Consider the following 16,777-nt stretch of genomic DNA (forward strand, 5'->3'; position numbering starts at 1 on the left):
CCCGGGCCGGGGCAGGCTGGACCGCATGCGTTTCGACACCAAGATCGGGATCGTGGTCCGCGACGACCTGGCCGCCTGGCAGCGGCTCAACGTCACCGCGTTCCTCGCGAGCGCCGTCGCGGGCGGCGTCCCCGGCGTCGTCGGCGAGCCGTACGAGGACGCGTCCGGCAACACCTACCTGGCGATGTTCCGCCAGCCCGTCCTGGTCTACGAGGCAGAGGCCGAGGCGATCTCAAGGGCCCACGCGCGCGCCCTCGCCCGGGAGATGGACGTCGCCGTCTACATCGAGGACATGTTCAAGACGGGCCACGACGAGGCCAACCGCGCGACCGTCCGGGCCGTCGCCGCCGAGGAGATGCCCCTGGTCGGGTTCGCCGTCCACGGCCCGAAGAACGGCGTTGACAAGGTCCTCAAGGGGCTGCGGCTGCACCCGTGAGCCCGGCGAGGGCGGCCAGGCGCTCGCGGTGCCGGTCCGGCGAACCGAACAGCTCCCGGGACGACTGCGCCCGCTTGAAGTACAGGTGCGCGTCGTGCTCCCAGGTGAAGCCGATGCCGCCGTGCAGCTGGATCGCCTCGCCCGCCGTGTGGAAGAAGGCCTCCGAGCAGTACGCCTGGGCCAGCGCGGCGGCGGCGGGCAGCTCGTCCGGGCTCTCGTCGGCGGCGGCCGCCGCGTTCAGCACGGCCGACCGCGCCGACTCCACCAGCACGAACATGTCGGCGCATCGGTGCTTGACCGCCTGGAACGACCCGATCGGCCGCCCGAACTGGTGCCGCACCTTCGCGTACTCGACCGTCATGTCCAGGGTCCGCTGCGCCCCGCCGAGCTGCTCGGCGGCCAGCGCCACGGCCGCGACGTCCAGGGCCCGCGCCAGCGCCTCCGGGCCGCCGACCCTGCGCGCCGGAACCCCGTCCAGCCCGATCCGCGCCAGCCTCCGCGTCTGGTCGAGCGTCGGGAGGGCCCGCCGGACGAGCCCCGCCGCGTCCTCGACGGCGTAGACCCCGACGCCGTCCTCGTCCCGGGCCGCCACGAGGACCAGGTCGGCGATGTGCCCGTCCAGGACGAAGTCCTTCGTCCCCCGCAGCACGCCGCCCTCGAACGCGGCCCGCACCGAGCCGGGATCCCAGGACCCGCCGTCCTCGGCCACCGCGAGCGTCGCGATCACCGACCCGTCCGCGAGGCCGGGCAGCAGGTCGTGCCCGCCCTCGCCGGCCTCCAGCGCCGCCGCGGCCGTGATCGTCGCGAGGAAGGGGGCGCACACGACGGCCCGCCCCATCTCCTCGAACACCACGGCCAGCTCCCGCACCCCGAACCCGGCGCCGCCGTGCTCCTCGGAGATCGCCAGACCCTGCAGCCCGAGCTGCTCGGCCATCTGCCGCCACACCCCGGGGTCGTGGCCCTCGGCCGTCTCCATCAGCCGCCGCACCTCGGCGCCGGGGGACCGGTCGGCGAAGAAGCGCCGCAGCGCGTCCCGCAGCTCCCGCTGTTCCTCGGTGACGACGAGCTTCATCGGGCGTCCTCCCACACGTGTCCCAGGCCTACCGGGTCATCGTGCCGCGCGCCCGCCGCCGCCTCCGCGCCCTTCCCATCCACCGGGACGGTCAGGGCGCCCAGTCGTGCGGCCCGAGGACGTACCCCTTGCTCGTCGAGTGCAGATGGTTGATCGACACGAGGTGCCCGAGCGCGGCCCACAGATCCTCCTCGGGCGCGTCGACGAGCGCCCCGATCGTCTCGAAGTCCGCCGCCCCGCTCTCCTTGTCGATCTCGGCCACGGTCTCGTACACGACCAGCTCGAAGTCCGACAGCTCCTGCACGTCCCCACGCGGAACATCTCGCTCATCCATAGACAGACCGTGCCCACTCGCGCTCGTTCTAAGTCCCGCGCGAGGCGCGGCGCCGTACGCTGGGACCGTCAAGCTCGGCAACTACGATCCGTATGCGAAAGGTGGCGCTCTGCTTATAAACTCGCTCGCGAGGAAAGGAGCAGGGCATGACTGTGATGGTTCAAGAGCCTCTGTCGCACGATGACGCTGACGTCGTCCTGGAAGGTTTCCTCGCCCTCGACACCCCGGAGGGCTTCCGAGCGGAGCTGATCGACGGAGAGATCGTCGTGACCCCACCCCCCCTTGGCGACCACGAGGACTGGATCGCCGAGCTCTCGCTGCAGATCGTCCGCGACACGCCGCGCAGGTTCCACTGGGCGGGCCAGAAGGGACTGATCCTCCCGGGTGACGACGCGCACCGGGAGAGCCGCGTGATCCCGGACATGGTCATCGCTCCCGCCGAGCTGCGCCTCTTCCGGGGGTCCCCCGAGTGGATGCGGGTCGAGCCCGACGGCATCGCCATGGTGGTCGAGGTGACGTCCTCCAGGCCGGAGGCCGACCGGAACGGCAAACGGTTCGGATACGCGCGAGCCGGGGTCCCGCTCTACCTGCTGATCGACCGGGGCGAGCAGAAGGCGGTCCTGTTCAGCGGGCCGGACGGCAAGGACTACGGGCACATCGATCAGGTGCAGTTCGGCAAGCCGCTGCCGCTGCCGGAACCGTTCGAGATCGAGCTGGACACCTCCGAGTTCGGCTGAGCCGGGGGGCGGTGGCGACCGAGGGCTCACCCGGCCGTGGTCGCCACGCCGTCCGCCCCGAAGGCGATGGCGGTCCGTTGTGGCCGAAAGCGGGGCCCTTCGTGCGATCCGGAACTAGAGTGATCACCGATCTGGAGGCACGAGCGAAGGCGGGTACCGGATATGTCGGACTCTCCGCAGGGCCGGCCGGCCGAGGCGGACCTGCAGACCGACAGGCCGCACTCGGCACGGGTCTACGACTACATCATCGGCGGCAAGGACAACTACGCCGCCGACCGGGAGACCGCGGCCACGGTGCTGGCGAACTGGCCGGGGCTGCGCACCTCGATGATCGCCAACCGGGCCTGCATGCAGCGGATGGGCCGCCATCTCGCCGAGCTGGGCGTGCGGCAGTTCATCGACGTCGGAACGGGCATCCCGTCCTCGCCGAACCTGCACGAGGTGGTCCAGGAGGTCGCGCCCGACGCGCGGGTCGTCTACGTCGACAACGACCCGATCGTCCTCGCCCACGCGCGTGCGCTGCTCACCAGCACTCCGGAGGGCCGCACGGCGTACATCGAGGCCGACATGCGGTCCCCCGAAACGCTCCACACCGATCCCGTGCTGCGCGACGTCCTCGACCTCTCCCGGCCGGTCGCGCTGACCGTGATCGCCATGCTCCAGTTCGTGGAGGACGCGGCGGGCCTGGTGGACGCGCTCGTCGCTCCGCTCGCCCCCGGCAGCCACCTGGCCGTCACCATCCCCACCGCCGACCTCGCCCCCGAATCGCAGCGGCTCGCCGATGACTACACCAGCAGCGGCATCCCCATGTACCTGCGGGACCACGCCGAGGTGGAGCGCCTCTTCGCCGGGCTGGAGCTCCTCGACCCGGGCGTCGTCCCGATGCCGCGCTGGCGCCCCGCACCCGGTGCCGCGCCTCTGCCCGACACCGCCACGAACATGTACGCCGCCGTCGCCCGCAAGCCCTAGCCGTACCCGCCCGGATCGGGTCCTCCGGATCGCTGGCGGTCCAGCCTCCGTCCGCGGCGGCGAGGGCGCCGGTGATGAAGCTCGACACGTCGGACGCGAGGAGGGCGACGGTCTCGGCGACCTCCTCGGGGCGGCCGATGCGGCCGACAGGGTGGGGCCGGGGCCGAAGGACGCGCGCCTGCGAGTTGCTCGCCGCGACCGGGCGTCAGCCGTAGCGCTTCATCTCGTGGAAGAAGCCGGGGACGGTGTTCAGCTCGCCCGAGGACGCGACCTGGTCGTAGACGAACTTCGCCACGGCGAGGTCCAGGACGCCGAGGCCGAACGGTGAGAAGACCACCGGCTTGTCGGCGGGCGGGGCCGTCGTGCCCGTCAGGACGTCGTACAGGGTCCCGGCGACGAAGTCGCGGTGGCCGACCCGCTGCTCGGCCAGGTGCGGGGACGTGTTGGCCTTCATGCAGTGCTCGACGTCGTCCACGACGTTGTACGACGACAGGATGATCTCGGGGGAGAGGTCGCGCAGCGACACGTGCAGGACGAGGGGGTCGTGCGCGAACCAGTCCGGGTCGGTGACGTGCGGCTCGCCCGCGACGGTCGCGAAGACGACCAGGTCGGACGAGCGGATCAGCGACTCGGCCGAGTCGTGGATCGTGATCTCGCCCTTCTCGGTGCGCTCCAGGTAGCCCTGGAAGCCCTCGGCGTGCTCGCGCGACAGGTCGTGGACGCCGAGCTCGTCGAAGGCGAAGCCGTTGCCCGCCAGGTAGGTGTGGATGTAGCGGGCGATGAGGCCGACGCCGACGAAGCCCACCCGGCGGGGGCGCGGGCCCCGGCGGTCGGCGAGGGCCGCGGCGGCCAGCGCGGCGGACGCGGCGGTGCGGGCGGCGGAGATGATGGAGCTCTCCAGGCACGCGAACGGGTAGCCCGTCTCGGCGTCGTTGAGGATCAGCACGGCCGACGCGCGCGGGATGCCGCTCGCGACGTTGCCCGGGAAGCTGGAGATCCACTTGATGCCGTGCACGCCGACGCCGCCCTTGACCGAGGCGGGCAGGGCGATGATCCGGTCGGACGGGCGGTCGGGGAAGCGCAGGAAGTAGGAGTCGGGGTTGACCGTCAGGCCCTCGCCGTGCAGCCGGTAGGCCGCCTCGACCATCCGGGTGACCTCCGCCTCGCGCCCGGCGACGGCCTCGTGGACCTGGGCGCCGGAGACCACGGCGAACGTTGGGGCCTGCGTCATATGCGGAACTCCGTATTCCTGTAGATGATCAGTCGCCGAGGATAGCGGCCGGGTCGCCGAAGTGTTCGCGCAGCCAGTTCTCCTCGTAGATGGAATCGAGGTAGCGTTCGCCGAGGTCGGGGGCGATGGCGACGGCCACGGGGTCCTCGCCGGGGTACTTGGCCTCCAGCCAGCGGGAGGCGCCCGACACCACGGTGCCGGTGGAGCCGCCGAACAGGAACCCGCGCGAGGCCAGCGCGTGGACGGTCCGGATCGTGTCGGTCTCGGGGACGTGCACCACGTCGTCGATGAGCGACTCGTCCACCAGCGCCGGCCTGCTGCTGGTGCCGAGGCCCGGCACCATCCGGCGCTCGGGGAGGCCGCCGAAGGTCACCGAGCCGACCGCGTCCACCGCCACGATCGTGACGGGCCGGCGGTGCTCGCGGAAGTAGCGGGCGCAGCCCATCAGCGTGCCGGTCGTCCCCGCGCCGACGAACAGGACCTCCAGGTCGGGGAACTCGCGGTCGATCGCCGGGGCGGTCCCGCGGTAGTGCGCCAGCCAGTTGTTGCGGTTGGCGTACTGGTTCAGCCACACGTACCCGGACCCGGACGCGCACAGGTTCCGGACGTAGTCGATGCGCCCGCCGAGGTAGCCGCCGTTGGCGTCCCGGTCGGACACCACGCGCACCTCGGCGCCGAGGGCCCGCATGACCCGCATCGACGCCGGGTTGCAGCGCGGGTCGGTGACGCACACGAACCGCAGGCCGCGGCTCGCGGCGATCAGGCTGAGCGCGATCCCGAGGTTGCCCGACGACGACTCCACGATGATCGAGTCAGGGGTGAGCGCGCCGTCCCGCTCGGCCGCCTCGACCATCGCCGCGGCCGCCTTCAGTTTCACCGAACCGGCGAAGTTAAAGCCTTCGCATTTGAGGTAGAGCGGGCGTTCGATGACATGCCGAAGATCGATGTAAAGGTCGTCGACATTGAATTCCTGCGGCGAGGTTATGATCGGCACGCTGCCACCCTGAAATGAAGAAGCAATTCCCTCGTCTTCCCCCGAAGTTCGCCGCGGGCTTCACGCCAGAGCCATGGCGAGGCATCACGGTACCTTCGGGCATCTTGCGGCCGCAACCCCCCTGATTACCCGTCGGTAGGGCAGAATGCGTGGTGCTTCTGCCGGGTCGGACTTAGGCTATGGCGGCCGCTTGTTTTGCTGTTACAGCGGAGATGTCCTACAACACGGAGAGTAAAGATGAGTGCTCGCGGACCCGCCGTGGACCGGCTGCTCCCCCTGGCCGGGCTGCCCGCCCTGGACGTGCCCGCGGCGCAGGCGGAGCGCGCCCGCGAGCTGGCCGCGCGGCTCGGGATGCTCCGCGAGCGGGACGTCGACCTCGCCGGCCCGGTCATCGCGCGGGTGGAGCGGATCGCCGCCGAGCGCGACCGCCCCGCCGTCGCCGACGGGCACCGGACGCTCTCCTATGCCGAGCTGGCCGGCGAGGCGCGCCGGCTCGCCACGCTGCTGGAGGACGAGGGCGTCCGCCCCGGCGCGGTCGTCGGCGTGGGCGGAGGCCGGTGCGCGGGCGTCATCGCCGCGTTCCTCGCGATCGAGCTGGTCGGCGCCCTGTACGTCCCGGCCGACGAGACCTGGCCCGCCGCGCGCGTCCGCGACGTCCTCGACCAGGCGGGCGCCTCCGTGCTGGTCACGGTGGACGTACCGGATCGAACGGCGCCGGCGTTGCTGGAGGGGGCGGCGGAGGCGGGGTGCCGCGTCGCCCCCGCCGCGCGGGCGGACGGCCTCGCCCCCTGGGCGGGGGAGCCGCGCCTGAGCGCGCCCGACCAGCCCCGCTACGTGCTGTTCACCTCGGGTTCGACGGGCCGCCCCAAGGGCGCGGTCGTCGAGCACCAGGGCATGCTCAACCACCTCTGGGCGAAGATCATCGACCTGGAGCTGACCGGCGACGACGTGGTCGCCTTCACCGCCCCGCTGGGGTTCGACATCTCGATCTGGCAGATGCTCTGCCCGCTGCTGCTCGGCGGCCGGGTGGACGTGATCGGCGACGAGGTGGGCCACGACCCGGTCGCCTTCGCCCGCGCGGTGGACGGGCAGGGCATCACGGTCGTCGAGCTCGTCCCGACCATGGTCAGGCACCTGCTGGACGACCTGGCCCCCGGCGCCTCACCGGCGGAGGGCGGCGCGGCCCGACCGCTGGCGGGCCTGCGCTGGATGATCGCCACCGGCGAGGAGCTGCCGGCCGAGCTGTCCCGCCGCTGGCTGGAGGCGATGCCGCACGCCCGGCTGCTGAACGCCTACGGCCCGACCGAGTGCTCCGACGACGTCACCCACCACATCGTGACGGCCGGCGACCTGGGGCTCCTCCGCCTGCCGATCGGGACGCCGATCGTCAACGCGCGCCTGTACGTGCTGCGGCCGGAGGGGGACGGCGGCACGGCCGGAGGCGCCTGGTCGGCGTGCGGCGTCGGCGAGACCGGGGAGCTGTTCGTCGGCGGCGTGGTGGTCGGCCGCGGCTACCTCGGCGACGACGAGCGGACCCGGGAGGCGTTCTACCGGGACCCCTTCGGCGCGTCCCCGACCGGGCGCCTCTACCGGACGGGCGACGCGGTGCGGCTGCTGCCGCCCGGCGCGGGCGGCGAGGACCGTCCCACCCTCCAGTACCTGGGGCGCGTCGACCGCCAGGTCAAGATCGCCGGGGTGCGGATGGAGCTGGGTGAGATCGAGGCGGTGCTGCAGCGCCACCCGGCCGTGCGGGCCGCCGCGGTGGTGGTGCACGAGTACCCGGGCAGGTAGCGGGCCCGCCGTTCACCGAGCGTGACCGGACTGGCCGGATTCGGTTGTCAACCTTTGTCACCCGGCGCGCGTCCGGCCGGTCCGGAACGGACCTGGCGGCCGATGGTTTTGTCACTCCTGTTAGCAATGGGGCGGGGCAAGTTCTGCTTTTGAGGGGATTGCGAGGCATGTGACCGGCTGGTTGACTGTGACCCCGCTACTCCTGAGTAGATCGTGGGACGCGGACGGAAGACGGGCGAGGGCGGAAAGCGGCGGCGCTCCGTATTGGCCGGAACACAGGGCGTTGACTCCGGGATCGCGCGGGCGATGTGCGTCCCCCGGAGGGGACTCGGGGTGAAAGGGGACGGGGAAACCCGATCAGTTCTGTGGTCATTCTCTTTGAATTTCTGCCCGCCGGCGTCTTGTCGGACCCGAAACCGGGCGTGAAGCAAACCCCCTGCGACCGGGAAAGCACCGCTTGATGTCCACCGAGTACGTTCCCCTTTCGGCCGCTCAGCAGAGCGTCTGGTACGCGCAGCAGTTGGCGCCGCGAACGCCGATCCACATCGCGCAGTACATCGAGATCGAGGGCGCGGTCGACCACGAGCTGTTCGACCGGGTGGCGCGCCTGGCGGCCCATGAGTCGCCGGCCATGAACGCCCGGCTGGCCGAGCGGGACGGCGTGCCGCACCAGGTGCTCGACCCGGACGCGATCGCCACGATCCCGCTCGTGGACCTGTCCGGCGAGCCCGACCCGGACGCCGCCGCCCGGGCGTGGATGCGGGAGGCGATGGCGGAGCCGCTGCCGCCGGACGCCGAGCGCCTGTACTCCACGGCCCTGCTGCGGCTGGCCCCCGGCCTGCACCGCTGGTTCATCCGCGCGCACCACGTGATCCAGGACGCCTACAGCGGATCGATCATCAGTCGCCGCGCCGCCGAGATCTACACGGCGCTGGCGAACGGCGGCGAGTACGTCCCGGCGGAGGCCGGCGACTACCGCCGGGTCCTCGCCGAGGAGGAGTCCTACCGGGCGTCGGAGAAGTTCGAGCGGGACCGCGCCTACTGGACCGAGCGGTTCGCCGACCGGCCCGTCGCGGTGTCGCTGTCGGAGGAGATGGCCGAGCCGACCGCCGACTACCTGAGCCTCATCTCCGTCGTCCCGCCGGAGCGGACCGCCGAGCTCGCGGTCGGCGCGCGCCGGCTCCGCACCGCGACGCAGGGCCTGGCGATCGCGGCGACGGCCGCGTACGTGGCGCGGATGACGGGCACCGAGGACGTCGTCCTCGGCCTCGCCGTCACCGGCCGCACGACGCAGATCGCGCTGGACACCCCGGCGATGCTGGCGACGATCCTGCCGCTGCGCGTCCGGGTCCGGCCGGACATGACGGTGGACGAGCTGGTCCGCGCGGCGACGCGGGCGAGCGCGCGGGCGCTGCGCCACCAGCACTACCGGCGCGAGGACCTGCTGCGGGACCTGAAGCTGCTCGGCGAGCGCCGGCGCCTCCACGGGCCGGTCATCAACATCATGGCGTTCGACTACCGGCTGGACTTCGCGGGCCTGCCGGCGCGGATGCACGCGATCACCACCGGGCCGATCGACGACCTGTCGATCAACATCTACGACAACTTCGACGGCGCCGGCATGCGCGTCGACTTCGAGGCTCACCCGGACCTGTACACCGAGGACCAGGTCGCCACGCACCTGGACCGATACATCCGGTTCCTCGGCGCGCTCGCCGACGTCGACCCGGCCACGCCGCTCCGCGAGGTCGAGCTGCTCGACGACGCGGAGCGGTCCCGCGTGCTCGAGGAGTGGAACGACACGGCGGCTCCGGTCGAGCCCGCGGTCGTCCCCGCGTTGTTCGAGGCGCAGGCCGCCCGGACGCCGGACGCCCCGGCCGTCACCCGCGGCGGCACGACCCTCGCCTACCGGGAGCTGGACGAGCGCGCCAACCGCCTCGCCCACCACCTGATCGCGCGGGGCGTCGGCGCGGAGGACTTCGTCGCCCTCGCTCTGCCGCGGGACGAGAACCTGGTCGTCGCGGCGCTGGCCGTGCTGAAGGCGGGCGCGGCCTACCAGCCGATCGACCTGGCCTATCCGGCCGACCGCGTCGCCTACATGCTGGAGGACGCCGCCCCGGCCTGCGTCATCACGACGTCCGGGGCCGACCTGCCCGGCACGACCCCGCGCGTCCTGCTGGACGCCCTCGACCTGGCCGGGCACCCGGCGGTGAGCCCGTCCGACGCCGACCGCGTCCGGCCGCTCCGGCCGGGCAACGCCGCCTACGTCATCTACACGTCGGGGTCGACGGGACGCCCGAAGGGCGTCGTCGTCTCCCACGCCAACGCCGTCGACCTGTGCGCTTGGGCGGGGAGGGACTTCGGCCCGGAGCGGCTCGCCCGCGTGCTGTTCTCCACGTCGCTGAACTTCGACGTGTCGGTGTTCGAGTGGCTGACGCCGCTCACGGTGGGCGGCCACATCGAGGTCGTCCGCGACCTGCTGGAGGTCGCCGAGCGCGGCGGCTGGTCCGGGACGCTGATCAGCGGCGTCCCGTCGGCGATGTCCGCGCTGCTCGGCACCGGCGCGCTCCCTCCGGACGCGGGGGACGTGGTGCTGGCGGGGGAGGCGCTTCCGGCGCGGCTCGTCCAGGACCTGCGCGCCCTCCTGCCGGACGCGCGGATCTCCAACATCTACGGCCCGACGGAGGCGACCGTCTACGCCGCGGCCTGGTTCGACGACGGCAACGCCGCCGGCCGCGCCCCGATCGGCGGCCCGATCGCCAACACCCGCGCCTACGTGCTGGACGCGTCGCTGAGGCCCGTCCCGGCGGGCGTGCCCGGCGAGCTGTACCTCGCGGGCGAGGGGATCGCGCGCGGCTACCTGCGCCGCCCCGGCCTGACCGCCGACCGGTTCGTCGCGTGCCCGTTCGGCGGGCCGGGCGAGCGGATGTACCGGACGGGCGACCTCGTCCGCTGGGACGACCGGGGCCGCATCGAGTACCTCGGCCGCCTCGACCACCAGGTGAAGGTGCGCGGCTTCCGGATCGAGCCGGGCGAGATCGAGACGGCGCTGTCCGCGCACCCGGCCGTCACGCAGAGCGTGGTCGTCGCGCGCCGGGACGACGCGGGCGACACCGTCCTCGTCGCCTACGCCGTGTCGGACGGGGCGGACCCCGCCGACCTGAAGCGGTCCCTGGCCGCCGTGCTGCCCGACTACATGGTCCCGTCGGCGATCGTCGTCCTGGACGCGATGCCGCTGAACCCGAACGGCAAGCTCGACCGGGCCGCGCTCCCGGCGCCCGACCTGGCCGCGCCCGCGGGCGGGCGCGCGCCGCGCGACGCCCGCGAGGTGGCGCTGTGCGCCGTGTTCGCCGAGGTCCTCGGCGTCGAGCGGGTGGGGATCGACGACAACTTCTTCGACCTCGGCGGCGACTCCCTCAAGGCGACCCGCGTGGTGTCGCGGGCCCGCGCCGCGCTGGGCGCCGACCTGGGCGTCCGCGCGGTGTTCGAAGCACCGACCGTCGCTGCGCTCGCCGCCGCGCTCAAGGAGGCCGGCGGCGGCGTCCGGCCGAGGCTCGTCCCCGCCGAGCGTCCGGCCCTCGTGCCCGTGTCGTACGCGCAGCGGCGGCTGTGGTTCATCCACGACCTCGAAGGCCCGAACGCGACCTACCACATCCCGATCCCGCTGCGGCTGACCGGCGAACTCGACGTCGCCGCGATCCGCGCCGCGATGCGCGACATGATGGCGCGCCACGAGGCGCTGCGCACGGTGTTCGTGCAGGTCGAGGGCGAGCCGTACCAGCGGATCCTCGCGCCTGGCGAGATGGGGCGGGAACCGGAGTTCACCGACGTCACGCCGGAGAACCTTCACGCGGCGGTGTTCGAGGCCGCGACGCGCGGGTTCGACCTGGCCGCCGAGCCGCCCGTGCGCGCGCACGTGTTCCGCGTCGCCGAGGACGACCACCTGCTCCTGCTGGTGATGCACCACATCGCCGGGGACGGCTGGTCGATGGAGCCGCTCGCCGCCGACCTCATCGCCGCCTACGCCGCCCGCGCCGCCGGGGGCGAGCCGCGCTGGGAGCCGCTGCCCGTCCAGTACGCCGACTACGCCCTCTGGCAGCGGGAGGTCCTCGGCGGCGAGGACGACCCGGGCAGCGTCATCGCCGCGCAGCTGGCCTACTGGCGCGAGGCCCTCGCGGGCCTGCCCGCGGAGCTGGCCCTCCCCGCCGACCGGCCGCGCCCGCCGCGCGCCACCTACCGGGGCGCCCAGCACCCCTTCACGCTCGCGCCCGCCCTGCACGAGGCGCTGGCCGCGCTCGGGCGCGACCACCGCGCCAGCCTGTTCATGGTGCTGCAGGCCGCGCTCGCCGGCCTGTTCACGCGGCTCGGCGCCGGGACGGACGTGCCGATCGGCTCGCCCGTCGCGGGCCGCTCCGACGAGGCCCTGAACGACCTGGTCGGCGTGTTCGTCAACACGCTCGTCCTGCGCACCGACACCTCGGGGGACCCGACGTTCGCCGAGTTGCTCGCCCGCGTCCGCGAGGCAGACCTCGCCGCGTTCGCCCACCAGGACGTCCCGTTCGAGCGCCTGGTCGAGGTGCTGAACCCGCAGCGGTCCATGGCCCGGCACCCGCTGTTCCAGGCGATGATCTCGATCCAGAACGACCCGTCCGCGCGGGTCGCGCTGCCCGGCCTGACGGTCGCGCTGGAGCCGGTCGACCCGGGCGTGTCCCGCTTCGACCTCGCGCTCCTGGTGGACGAGAGGCGGGACGCCTCCGGCGGCCCGGCCGGGATCGCCTGCCGGCTGGAGTACGCGCTCGACCTGTTCGACCCCGAGACCGCCGCGTCGATGGCGGCCCGGCTGGAGCGGCTGCTGGCACAGGTCGCCGCCGACCCGTCCCTGCCGCTCAGCGCCGTGGACCTGCTGGACGACGCCGAGCGCGACACCCTCCTGCGCGCCTGGAACGCCACCGACCTGCCCGTCGCCCCGGCCGTCGTCCCCGATCTGGTCGAGGCGCAGGCCGCCCGGACGCCCGAGGCCACCGCCGTGGTCGCGGGCCGGGCGCGGCTCACCTACGCCGAGCTGAACGCCCGCGCCAACCGCCTCGCCCGCCACCTCATCGGCCGCGGGGTCGGTGCGGAGGACTTCGTCGCGCTGGCCCTGCCGCGGGACGAGAACCTGGTCGTCGCGGCGCTGGCCGTGCTGAAGGCGGGCGCGGCCTACCAGCCGATCGACCTGGCCTATCCGGCCGACCGCGTCGCCTACATGCTGGAGGACGCCGCCCCGGCCTGCGTCATCACGACGTCCGGGGCCGACCTGCCCGGCCCGACCCCGCGCGTCGAACTCGACGCGCTCCGGCTGGACGGGCTGCGCGGCGACGACGTCACCGGCGCCGAACGCGTGCGGCCGCTGCGCCCCGCGAACCCCGCCTACGTCATCTACACCTCCGGGTCGACGGGACGCCCCAAGGGCGTCGTCGTCTCCCACGCCAACGTCGTGGACTTCTGCGCCGAGTCGATGGCGAGCTACGGGCCCGCCCGGTTGGCGCGCGTGCTGTTCTCCACGTCGCTGAACTTCGACGTGTCGGTGTTCGAGTGGCTCGTTCCGCTCACCGCCGGCGGCGAGATCGAGGTCGTCCGCGACCTGCTGGAGGTCGCCGAGCGCGGCGGCTGGTCCGGGACGCTCGTCAGCGGCGTGCCGTCCGCGGTGTCGGCGCTGCTGGCGCGCGGCGGCCTGCGGCTGGAGGCCGGGGACGTGGCGCTCGGCGGCGAGGCGCTGCCGCCGCAGCTCGTCCGGGACGTCCGGGCGCTGCTGCCGGACGCCCGCGTCTCCAACATCTACGGCCCCACCGAGGCGACGATCTTCGTCACCGGGTGGTACGACGACGGCAACACCGAGGGACTGGCGCCGATCGGCCGCCCGATGGCCAACACCCGCGCCTACGTGCTGGACGACCGGCTCGGCCCCGTGCCGGTCGGCGTGCCCGGCGAGCTGTACCTCGCGGGCGACGGGCTGGCGCGCGGCTACCTGCGCCGCCCCGGCCTGACCGCCGACCGGTTCGTCGCGTGCCCGTTCGGCGGGCCGGGCGAGCGGATGTACCGGACGGGCGACCTCGTCCGCTGGAACCGCGCCGGCCACATCGAGTACCTCGGCCGCCTCGACCACCAGGTGAAGGTCCGCGGCTTCCGGATCGAGCCGGGCGAGATCGAGACCGCGCTGTCCGCGCACCCCGCCGTGGCGCAGAGCGTCGTGCTCGCGCGCCGGGACGCGGCCGGCGACACCGTCCTCGCCGGCTACGTCGTCGGTTCCGCGAGCCCGGCCGAGCTGCGCGCGTTCGTCGCCGGGACGCTGCCGGACTACATGGTCCCCTCCGCGATCGTGGTGCTGGAGGAGATGCCGCTCACCCCGAACGGGAAGCTCGACCGCGCCGCGCTCCCCGAGCCGGACTTCGCCGCGTCCCTCACCGCCCGGGGGCCCCGCGACGCCCGCGAGGAGATCCTCTGCGGGATCTTCGCCGGCGTCCTCGGCCTGGAGCGGGTCGGCGTCGACGACGGCTTCTTCGACCACGGCGGCGACTCCCTCAAGGCGACCCGCGTCGTCGCCCGCGCCCGCGCCGCGCTGGACGTGGAACTGCCGGTCCGGGCGCTGTTCGAGGCCCCGACCGTCGCGGGCCTCGCCGAGTACATCGCCTCCGCCGGGGACGCCGGGCGCCCCGCGCTGCGGGCGGCGGAGCGCCCCGTCCCGCTGCCGGTGTCGTACGCGCAGGAGCGGCTCTGGTTCCTGAACCGGCTCGAAGGGCTCACCGCCACCTACAACATGCCGATTCCGCTGCGCCTCACGGGCGCGGTCGACCCCGCGGCGATGCGGGACGCGCTGCGCGACGTCGTCGCCCGGCACGAACCGCTGCGGACGCTGTTCGCCGACGCCGACGGCGAGCCGCACCAGGTGATCATCGCGCCGGACGAGGCCGACCCGCGCCTGACGGTCGGCGAGCCCGCCGACCTGCGCGCCGCCCTCCTCGCGGACGCCACCCGCGGCTTCGACCTGGCGAACGAGCTGCCGGTGCGCGCCCACCTGTACCGGCTCGGCGAGGACGAGCACCTGCTCCTCATCGTCCTGCACCACATCGCCGGCGACGGCTGGTCGATGGCGCCGCTCGCCCGCGACGTCATCACCGCCTACCTGGCCCGCCGCGACGGCGGCGCCCCCGGCTGGGCGCCGCTGCCCGTCCAGTACGCCGACTACGCCCTCTGGCAGCGCGCGCTGCTCGGCGACGAGCGCGACCGGGCGAGCCTCGCCGCCCGCCAGATCGCCTACTGGAAGGACGCCCTCGCCGGGCTGCCCGACCAGATCAGGCTGCCGCACGACCGCCCCCGTCCGGACCGCGCGTCCTACCGGGGCGGCCAGGTCGCCTTCGAGGTCCCGGCGGAGCTGGCGGACGGGTTGCGCGCCCTCGCCCGCGACCACCAGGTCAGCGTTTTCATGGTGCTCCAGGCCGCGCTCGCCGCGCTGCTCACGCGGCTCGGCGCCGGGACGGACGTGCCGATCGGCTCGCCGATCGCGGGCCGCACCGACGAGGCCCTGGACGACCTCGTCGGCGTCTTCGTCAACACGCTGGTGCTGCGCACCGACACCTCCGGCGACCCGTCGCTCGCCGAGCTGCTCGCCCGCGTCCGGGAGACCGACCTCGCCGCCTACGCCCACCAGGACGTCCCCTTCGAGCGGCTCGTCGAGGTGCTCAACCCGGCGCGGTCGCTGGCGCGGCACCCGCTGTTCCAGGTCATGCTGACCCTGCAGAACAACCCCGAGGCGTCGGTCGAGCTGCCGGGCCTGAACGTCGCCGTCGAGCCGGTGGACGCCGGGGTCGCCAAGTTCGACCTGGAGTTCCTCCTGGAGGCCGCCCGCGACGGCGCGGGCGGGTACGCGGGGACCCTGGAGTACGCCCTGGACCTGTTCGACCGCGCGACCGCCGAGCGGCTCGCCGGCTGGTACCGGCGGACCCTGGAGGCCGCCGTCGACTCCGGCGGCGCCGTCACCGTCGGCGCCCTCGACCTGCCCGGAGCCCCGCGGGACCTCCCGGAGGCCGGGCAGACCGGGCAGTCGGCGGGGGGGCCGGGCGAGAAGCGCCTCGTCGCGTACGTGGTCGCCGCGCCCGGCCAGACCCTCGACCCCGAGGAGCTGCGCGCCCACATCCGCGAGAGCCTGCCGGAGCCGATGGTGCCCGCCGCCGTCGTCGTCCTGGACGAGATGCCGCTCACCCCGAACGGCAAGGTCGACACCGGGGCGCTGCCGAAGCCGGAACTGGCGATCGCCCCCGCGACCGCGTACCGCGCCCCGTCCGGGCAGGCGGAGGAGGCCGTCGCCGCCGCCTTCGCCGACCTGCTCGGCGTGGACCGGGTCGGCGCCGACGACGACTTCTTCGCGCTCGGCGGCAACTCCCTCATCGCGATGCGGGTCGTCAGCCGGGTCCGCCGCGCCCTCGCCGTCGAGCTGCCCGTCCGGGCGCTGTTCGAGGCGCCGACCGTCGCGGGCCTCGCCGCCCTCCTCGGCCGCGGCGCCGCGCCCGTCCGGCCCGCGCTGGAGCCCCGCGAGCGCCCGGCCGTGATCCCGCCGTCCTACGCCCAGCAGCGGCTCTGGTTCCTCAGCCGGTTCGAGGGACCGTCCGCCACCTACAACATGCCGACCGCGCTGCGCATCCGCGGCCCGCTGGACGTGGACGCGCTCCGCGCCGCCGTCGGCGACCTCGTCGAACGGCACGAGTCGCTCCGCACGGTCCTGCCCGACAGCGGGGGAGTGCCGCGCCAGCTCATCCTGGACGCGGCCGCGGCACGGCCCGAGCTGGAGATCACCGAAACCACCGGGGCGGAGCTGCCGGCGCGGCTCGCCATGGCCGCCGGGTACGCCTTCGACATCTCCGCCGAGCCGCCGCTGCGCACCCACCTGTTCCGGGTCGGGCCGCGGGAGCACGTCGCGCTGCTGCTCATGCACCACATCGGCGGCGACGGCTGGTCGATGGCGCCGCTCGCCCGCGACTTCATCGCCGCCTACGCGGCCCGCGCGGAGGGCGGCGAGCCGCAGTGGGCGCCGCTGCCCGTCCAGTACGCCGACTACACGCTCTGGCAGCAGGAGTTGTTCGGCTCCGAGGACGATCCCGGCAGTCTGGTCTCGCGGCAGATCGCGTACTGGCGCGAGGCGCTGGCGGGGCTGCCGGAGGAGCTGCCGCTGCCCGCCGA

9 protein-coding genes and 1 pseudogene are annotated in these 16,777 nt (G+C 73.8%); 5 read left to right on the forward strand and 5 right to left on the reverse strand.

Features of this window, described 5'->3' with window-relative positions; all coding sequences use genetic code 11:
- Positions 1 to 25 precede the first annotated feature (25 nt).
- A complete protein-coding gene (locus tag CHC11_RS33300; RefSeq protein ID WP_089315844.1) occupies positions 26 to 436 on the forward strand; it encodes a DUF2000 domain-containing protein in 411 nt (136 codons plus the stop codon).
- Here CHC11_RS33300 and CHC11_RS33305 read toward each other — a convergent pair.
- Together CHC11_RS33305 and CHC11_RS33310 are read right to left on the reverse strand one after the other, a co-directional pair.
- Positions 411 to 1,508: an acyl-CoA dehydrogenase family protein gene (locus CHC11_RS33305; protein WP_089315845.1), complete on the reverse strand. Its 1,098-nt coding sequence runs from the start codon at positions 1,506 to 1,508 to the stop codon at positions 411 to 413. The two genes, CHC11_RS33300 and CHC11_RS33305, sit on opposite strands and share 26 nt — an antisense overlap.
- A gap of 91 nt (positions 1,509 to 1,599) precedes the next feature.
- A complete protein-coding gene (locus CHC11_RS33310; RefSeq protein WP_089315846.1) occupies positions 1,600 to 1,842 on the reverse strand; it encodes a Rossmann-fold NAD(P)-binding domain-containing protein in 243 nt (80 codons plus the stop codon).
- Positions 1,843 to 1,988: 146 nt separating this feature from the next.
- Between CHC11_RS33310 and CHC11_RS33315 the strand changes: the two genes are divergently transcribed.
- Together CHC11_RS33315 and CHC11_RS33320 are read left to right on the forward strand one after the other, a co-directional pair.
- Complete coding sequence (locus tag CHC11_RS33315; protein WP_218826351.1) at positions 1,989 to 2,579, forward strand: Uma2 family endonuclease; 591 nt, start codon at positions 1,989 to 1,991, stop codon at positions 2,577 to 2,579.
- A gap of 162 nt (positions 2,580 to 2,741) precedes the next feature.
- A complete protein-coding gene (locus CHC11_RS33320) occupies positions 2,742 to 3,548 on the forward strand; it encodes an SAM-dependent methyltransferase (RefSeq protein WP_089315848.1) in 807 nt (268 codons plus the stop codon).
- Between the two features lie 49 nt (positions 3,549 to 3,597).
- Here CHC11_RS33320 and CHC11_RS33325 read toward each other — a convergent pair.
- From CHC11_RS33325 to sbnA, 3 genes and pseudogenes are all read right to left on the reverse strand, one after another.
- Positions 3,598 to 3,693 (reverse strand): annotated as a pseudogene (locus CHC11_RS33325) (SDR family oxidoreductase); the annotation flags it as partial.
- 60 nt (positions 3,694 to 3,753) lie between these two features.
- Positions 3,754 to 4,779: a 2,3-diaminopropionate biosynthesis protein SbnB gene (sbnB, locus tag CHC11_RS33330; RefSeq protein ID WP_089315849.1), complete on the reverse strand. Its 1,026-nt coding sequence runs from the start codon at positions 4,777 to 4,779 to the stop codon at positions 3,754 to 3,756.
- Between the two features lie 28 nt (positions 4,780 to 4,807).
- A complete protein-coding gene (sbnA, locus tag CHC11_RS33335; protein ID WP_089315850.1) occupies positions 4,808 to 5,773 on the reverse strand; it encodes a 2,3-diaminopropionate biosynthesis protein SbnA in 966 nt (321 codons plus the stop codon).
- Positions 5,774 to 6,010: 237 nt separating this feature from the next.
- Between sbnA and CHC11_RS33340 the strand changes: the two genes are divergently transcribed.
- Together CHC11_RS33340 and CHC11_RS33345 are read left to right on the forward strand one after the other, a co-directional pair.
- Positions 6,011 to 7,564, forward strand: coding sequence for an amino acid adenylation domain-containing protein (locus CHC11_RS33340; RefSeq protein ID WP_089315851.1), 1,554 nt, complete (start codon positions 6,011 to 6,013; stop codon positions 7,562 to 7,564).
- A gap of 460 nt (positions 7,565 to 8,024) precedes the next feature.
- A partial coding sequence (locus CHC11_RS33345) for a non-ribosomal peptide synthetase (protein WP_143227413.1) occupies positions 8,025 to 16,777 on the forward strand: 8,753 nt, incomplete at its 3' end.

The sequence above is a fragment of the Actinomadura mexicana genome, from assembly GCF_900188105.1.
GTDB lineage: Bacteria > Actinomycetota > Actinomycetes > Streptosporangiales > Streptosporangiaceae > Spirillospora > Spirillospora mexicana.

What these genes read in the sequence shown, in the direction of transcription:
- CHC11_RS33340 (WP_089315851.1), top strand. Translation starts at nt 6,011, where the DNA reads ATGAGTGCTCGCGGACCCGCCGTGGACCGGCTGCTCCCCCTGGCCGGG.
- CHC11_RS33300 (WP_089315844.1), top strand. Translation starts at nt 26, where the DNA reads ATGCGTTTCGACACCAAGATCGGGATCGTGGTCCGCGACGACCTGGCC.
- CHC11_RS33310 (WP_089315846.1), bottom strand. Translation starts at nt 1,842, where the DNA reads ATGGATGAGCGAGATGTTCCGCGTGGGGACGTGCAGGAGCTGTCGGAC.
- CHC11_RS33315 (WP_218826351.1), top strand. Translation starts at nt 1,989, where the DNA reads ATGACTGTGATGGTTCAAGAGCCTCTGTCGCACGATGACGCTGACGTC.
- CHC11_RS33320 (WP_089315848.1), top strand. Translation starts at nt 2,742, where the DNA reads ATGTCGGACTCTCCGCAGGGCCGGCCGGCCGAGGCGGACCTGCAGACC.
- sbnB (WP_089315849.1), bottom strand. Translation starts at nt 4,779, where the DNA reads ATGACGCAGGCCCCAACGTTCGCCGTGGTCTCCGGCGCCCAGGTCCAC.
- CHC11_RS33305 (WP_089315845.1), bottom strand. Translation starts at nt 1,508, where the DNA reads ATGAAGCTCGTCGTCACCGAGGAACAGCGGGAGCTGCGGGACGCGCTG.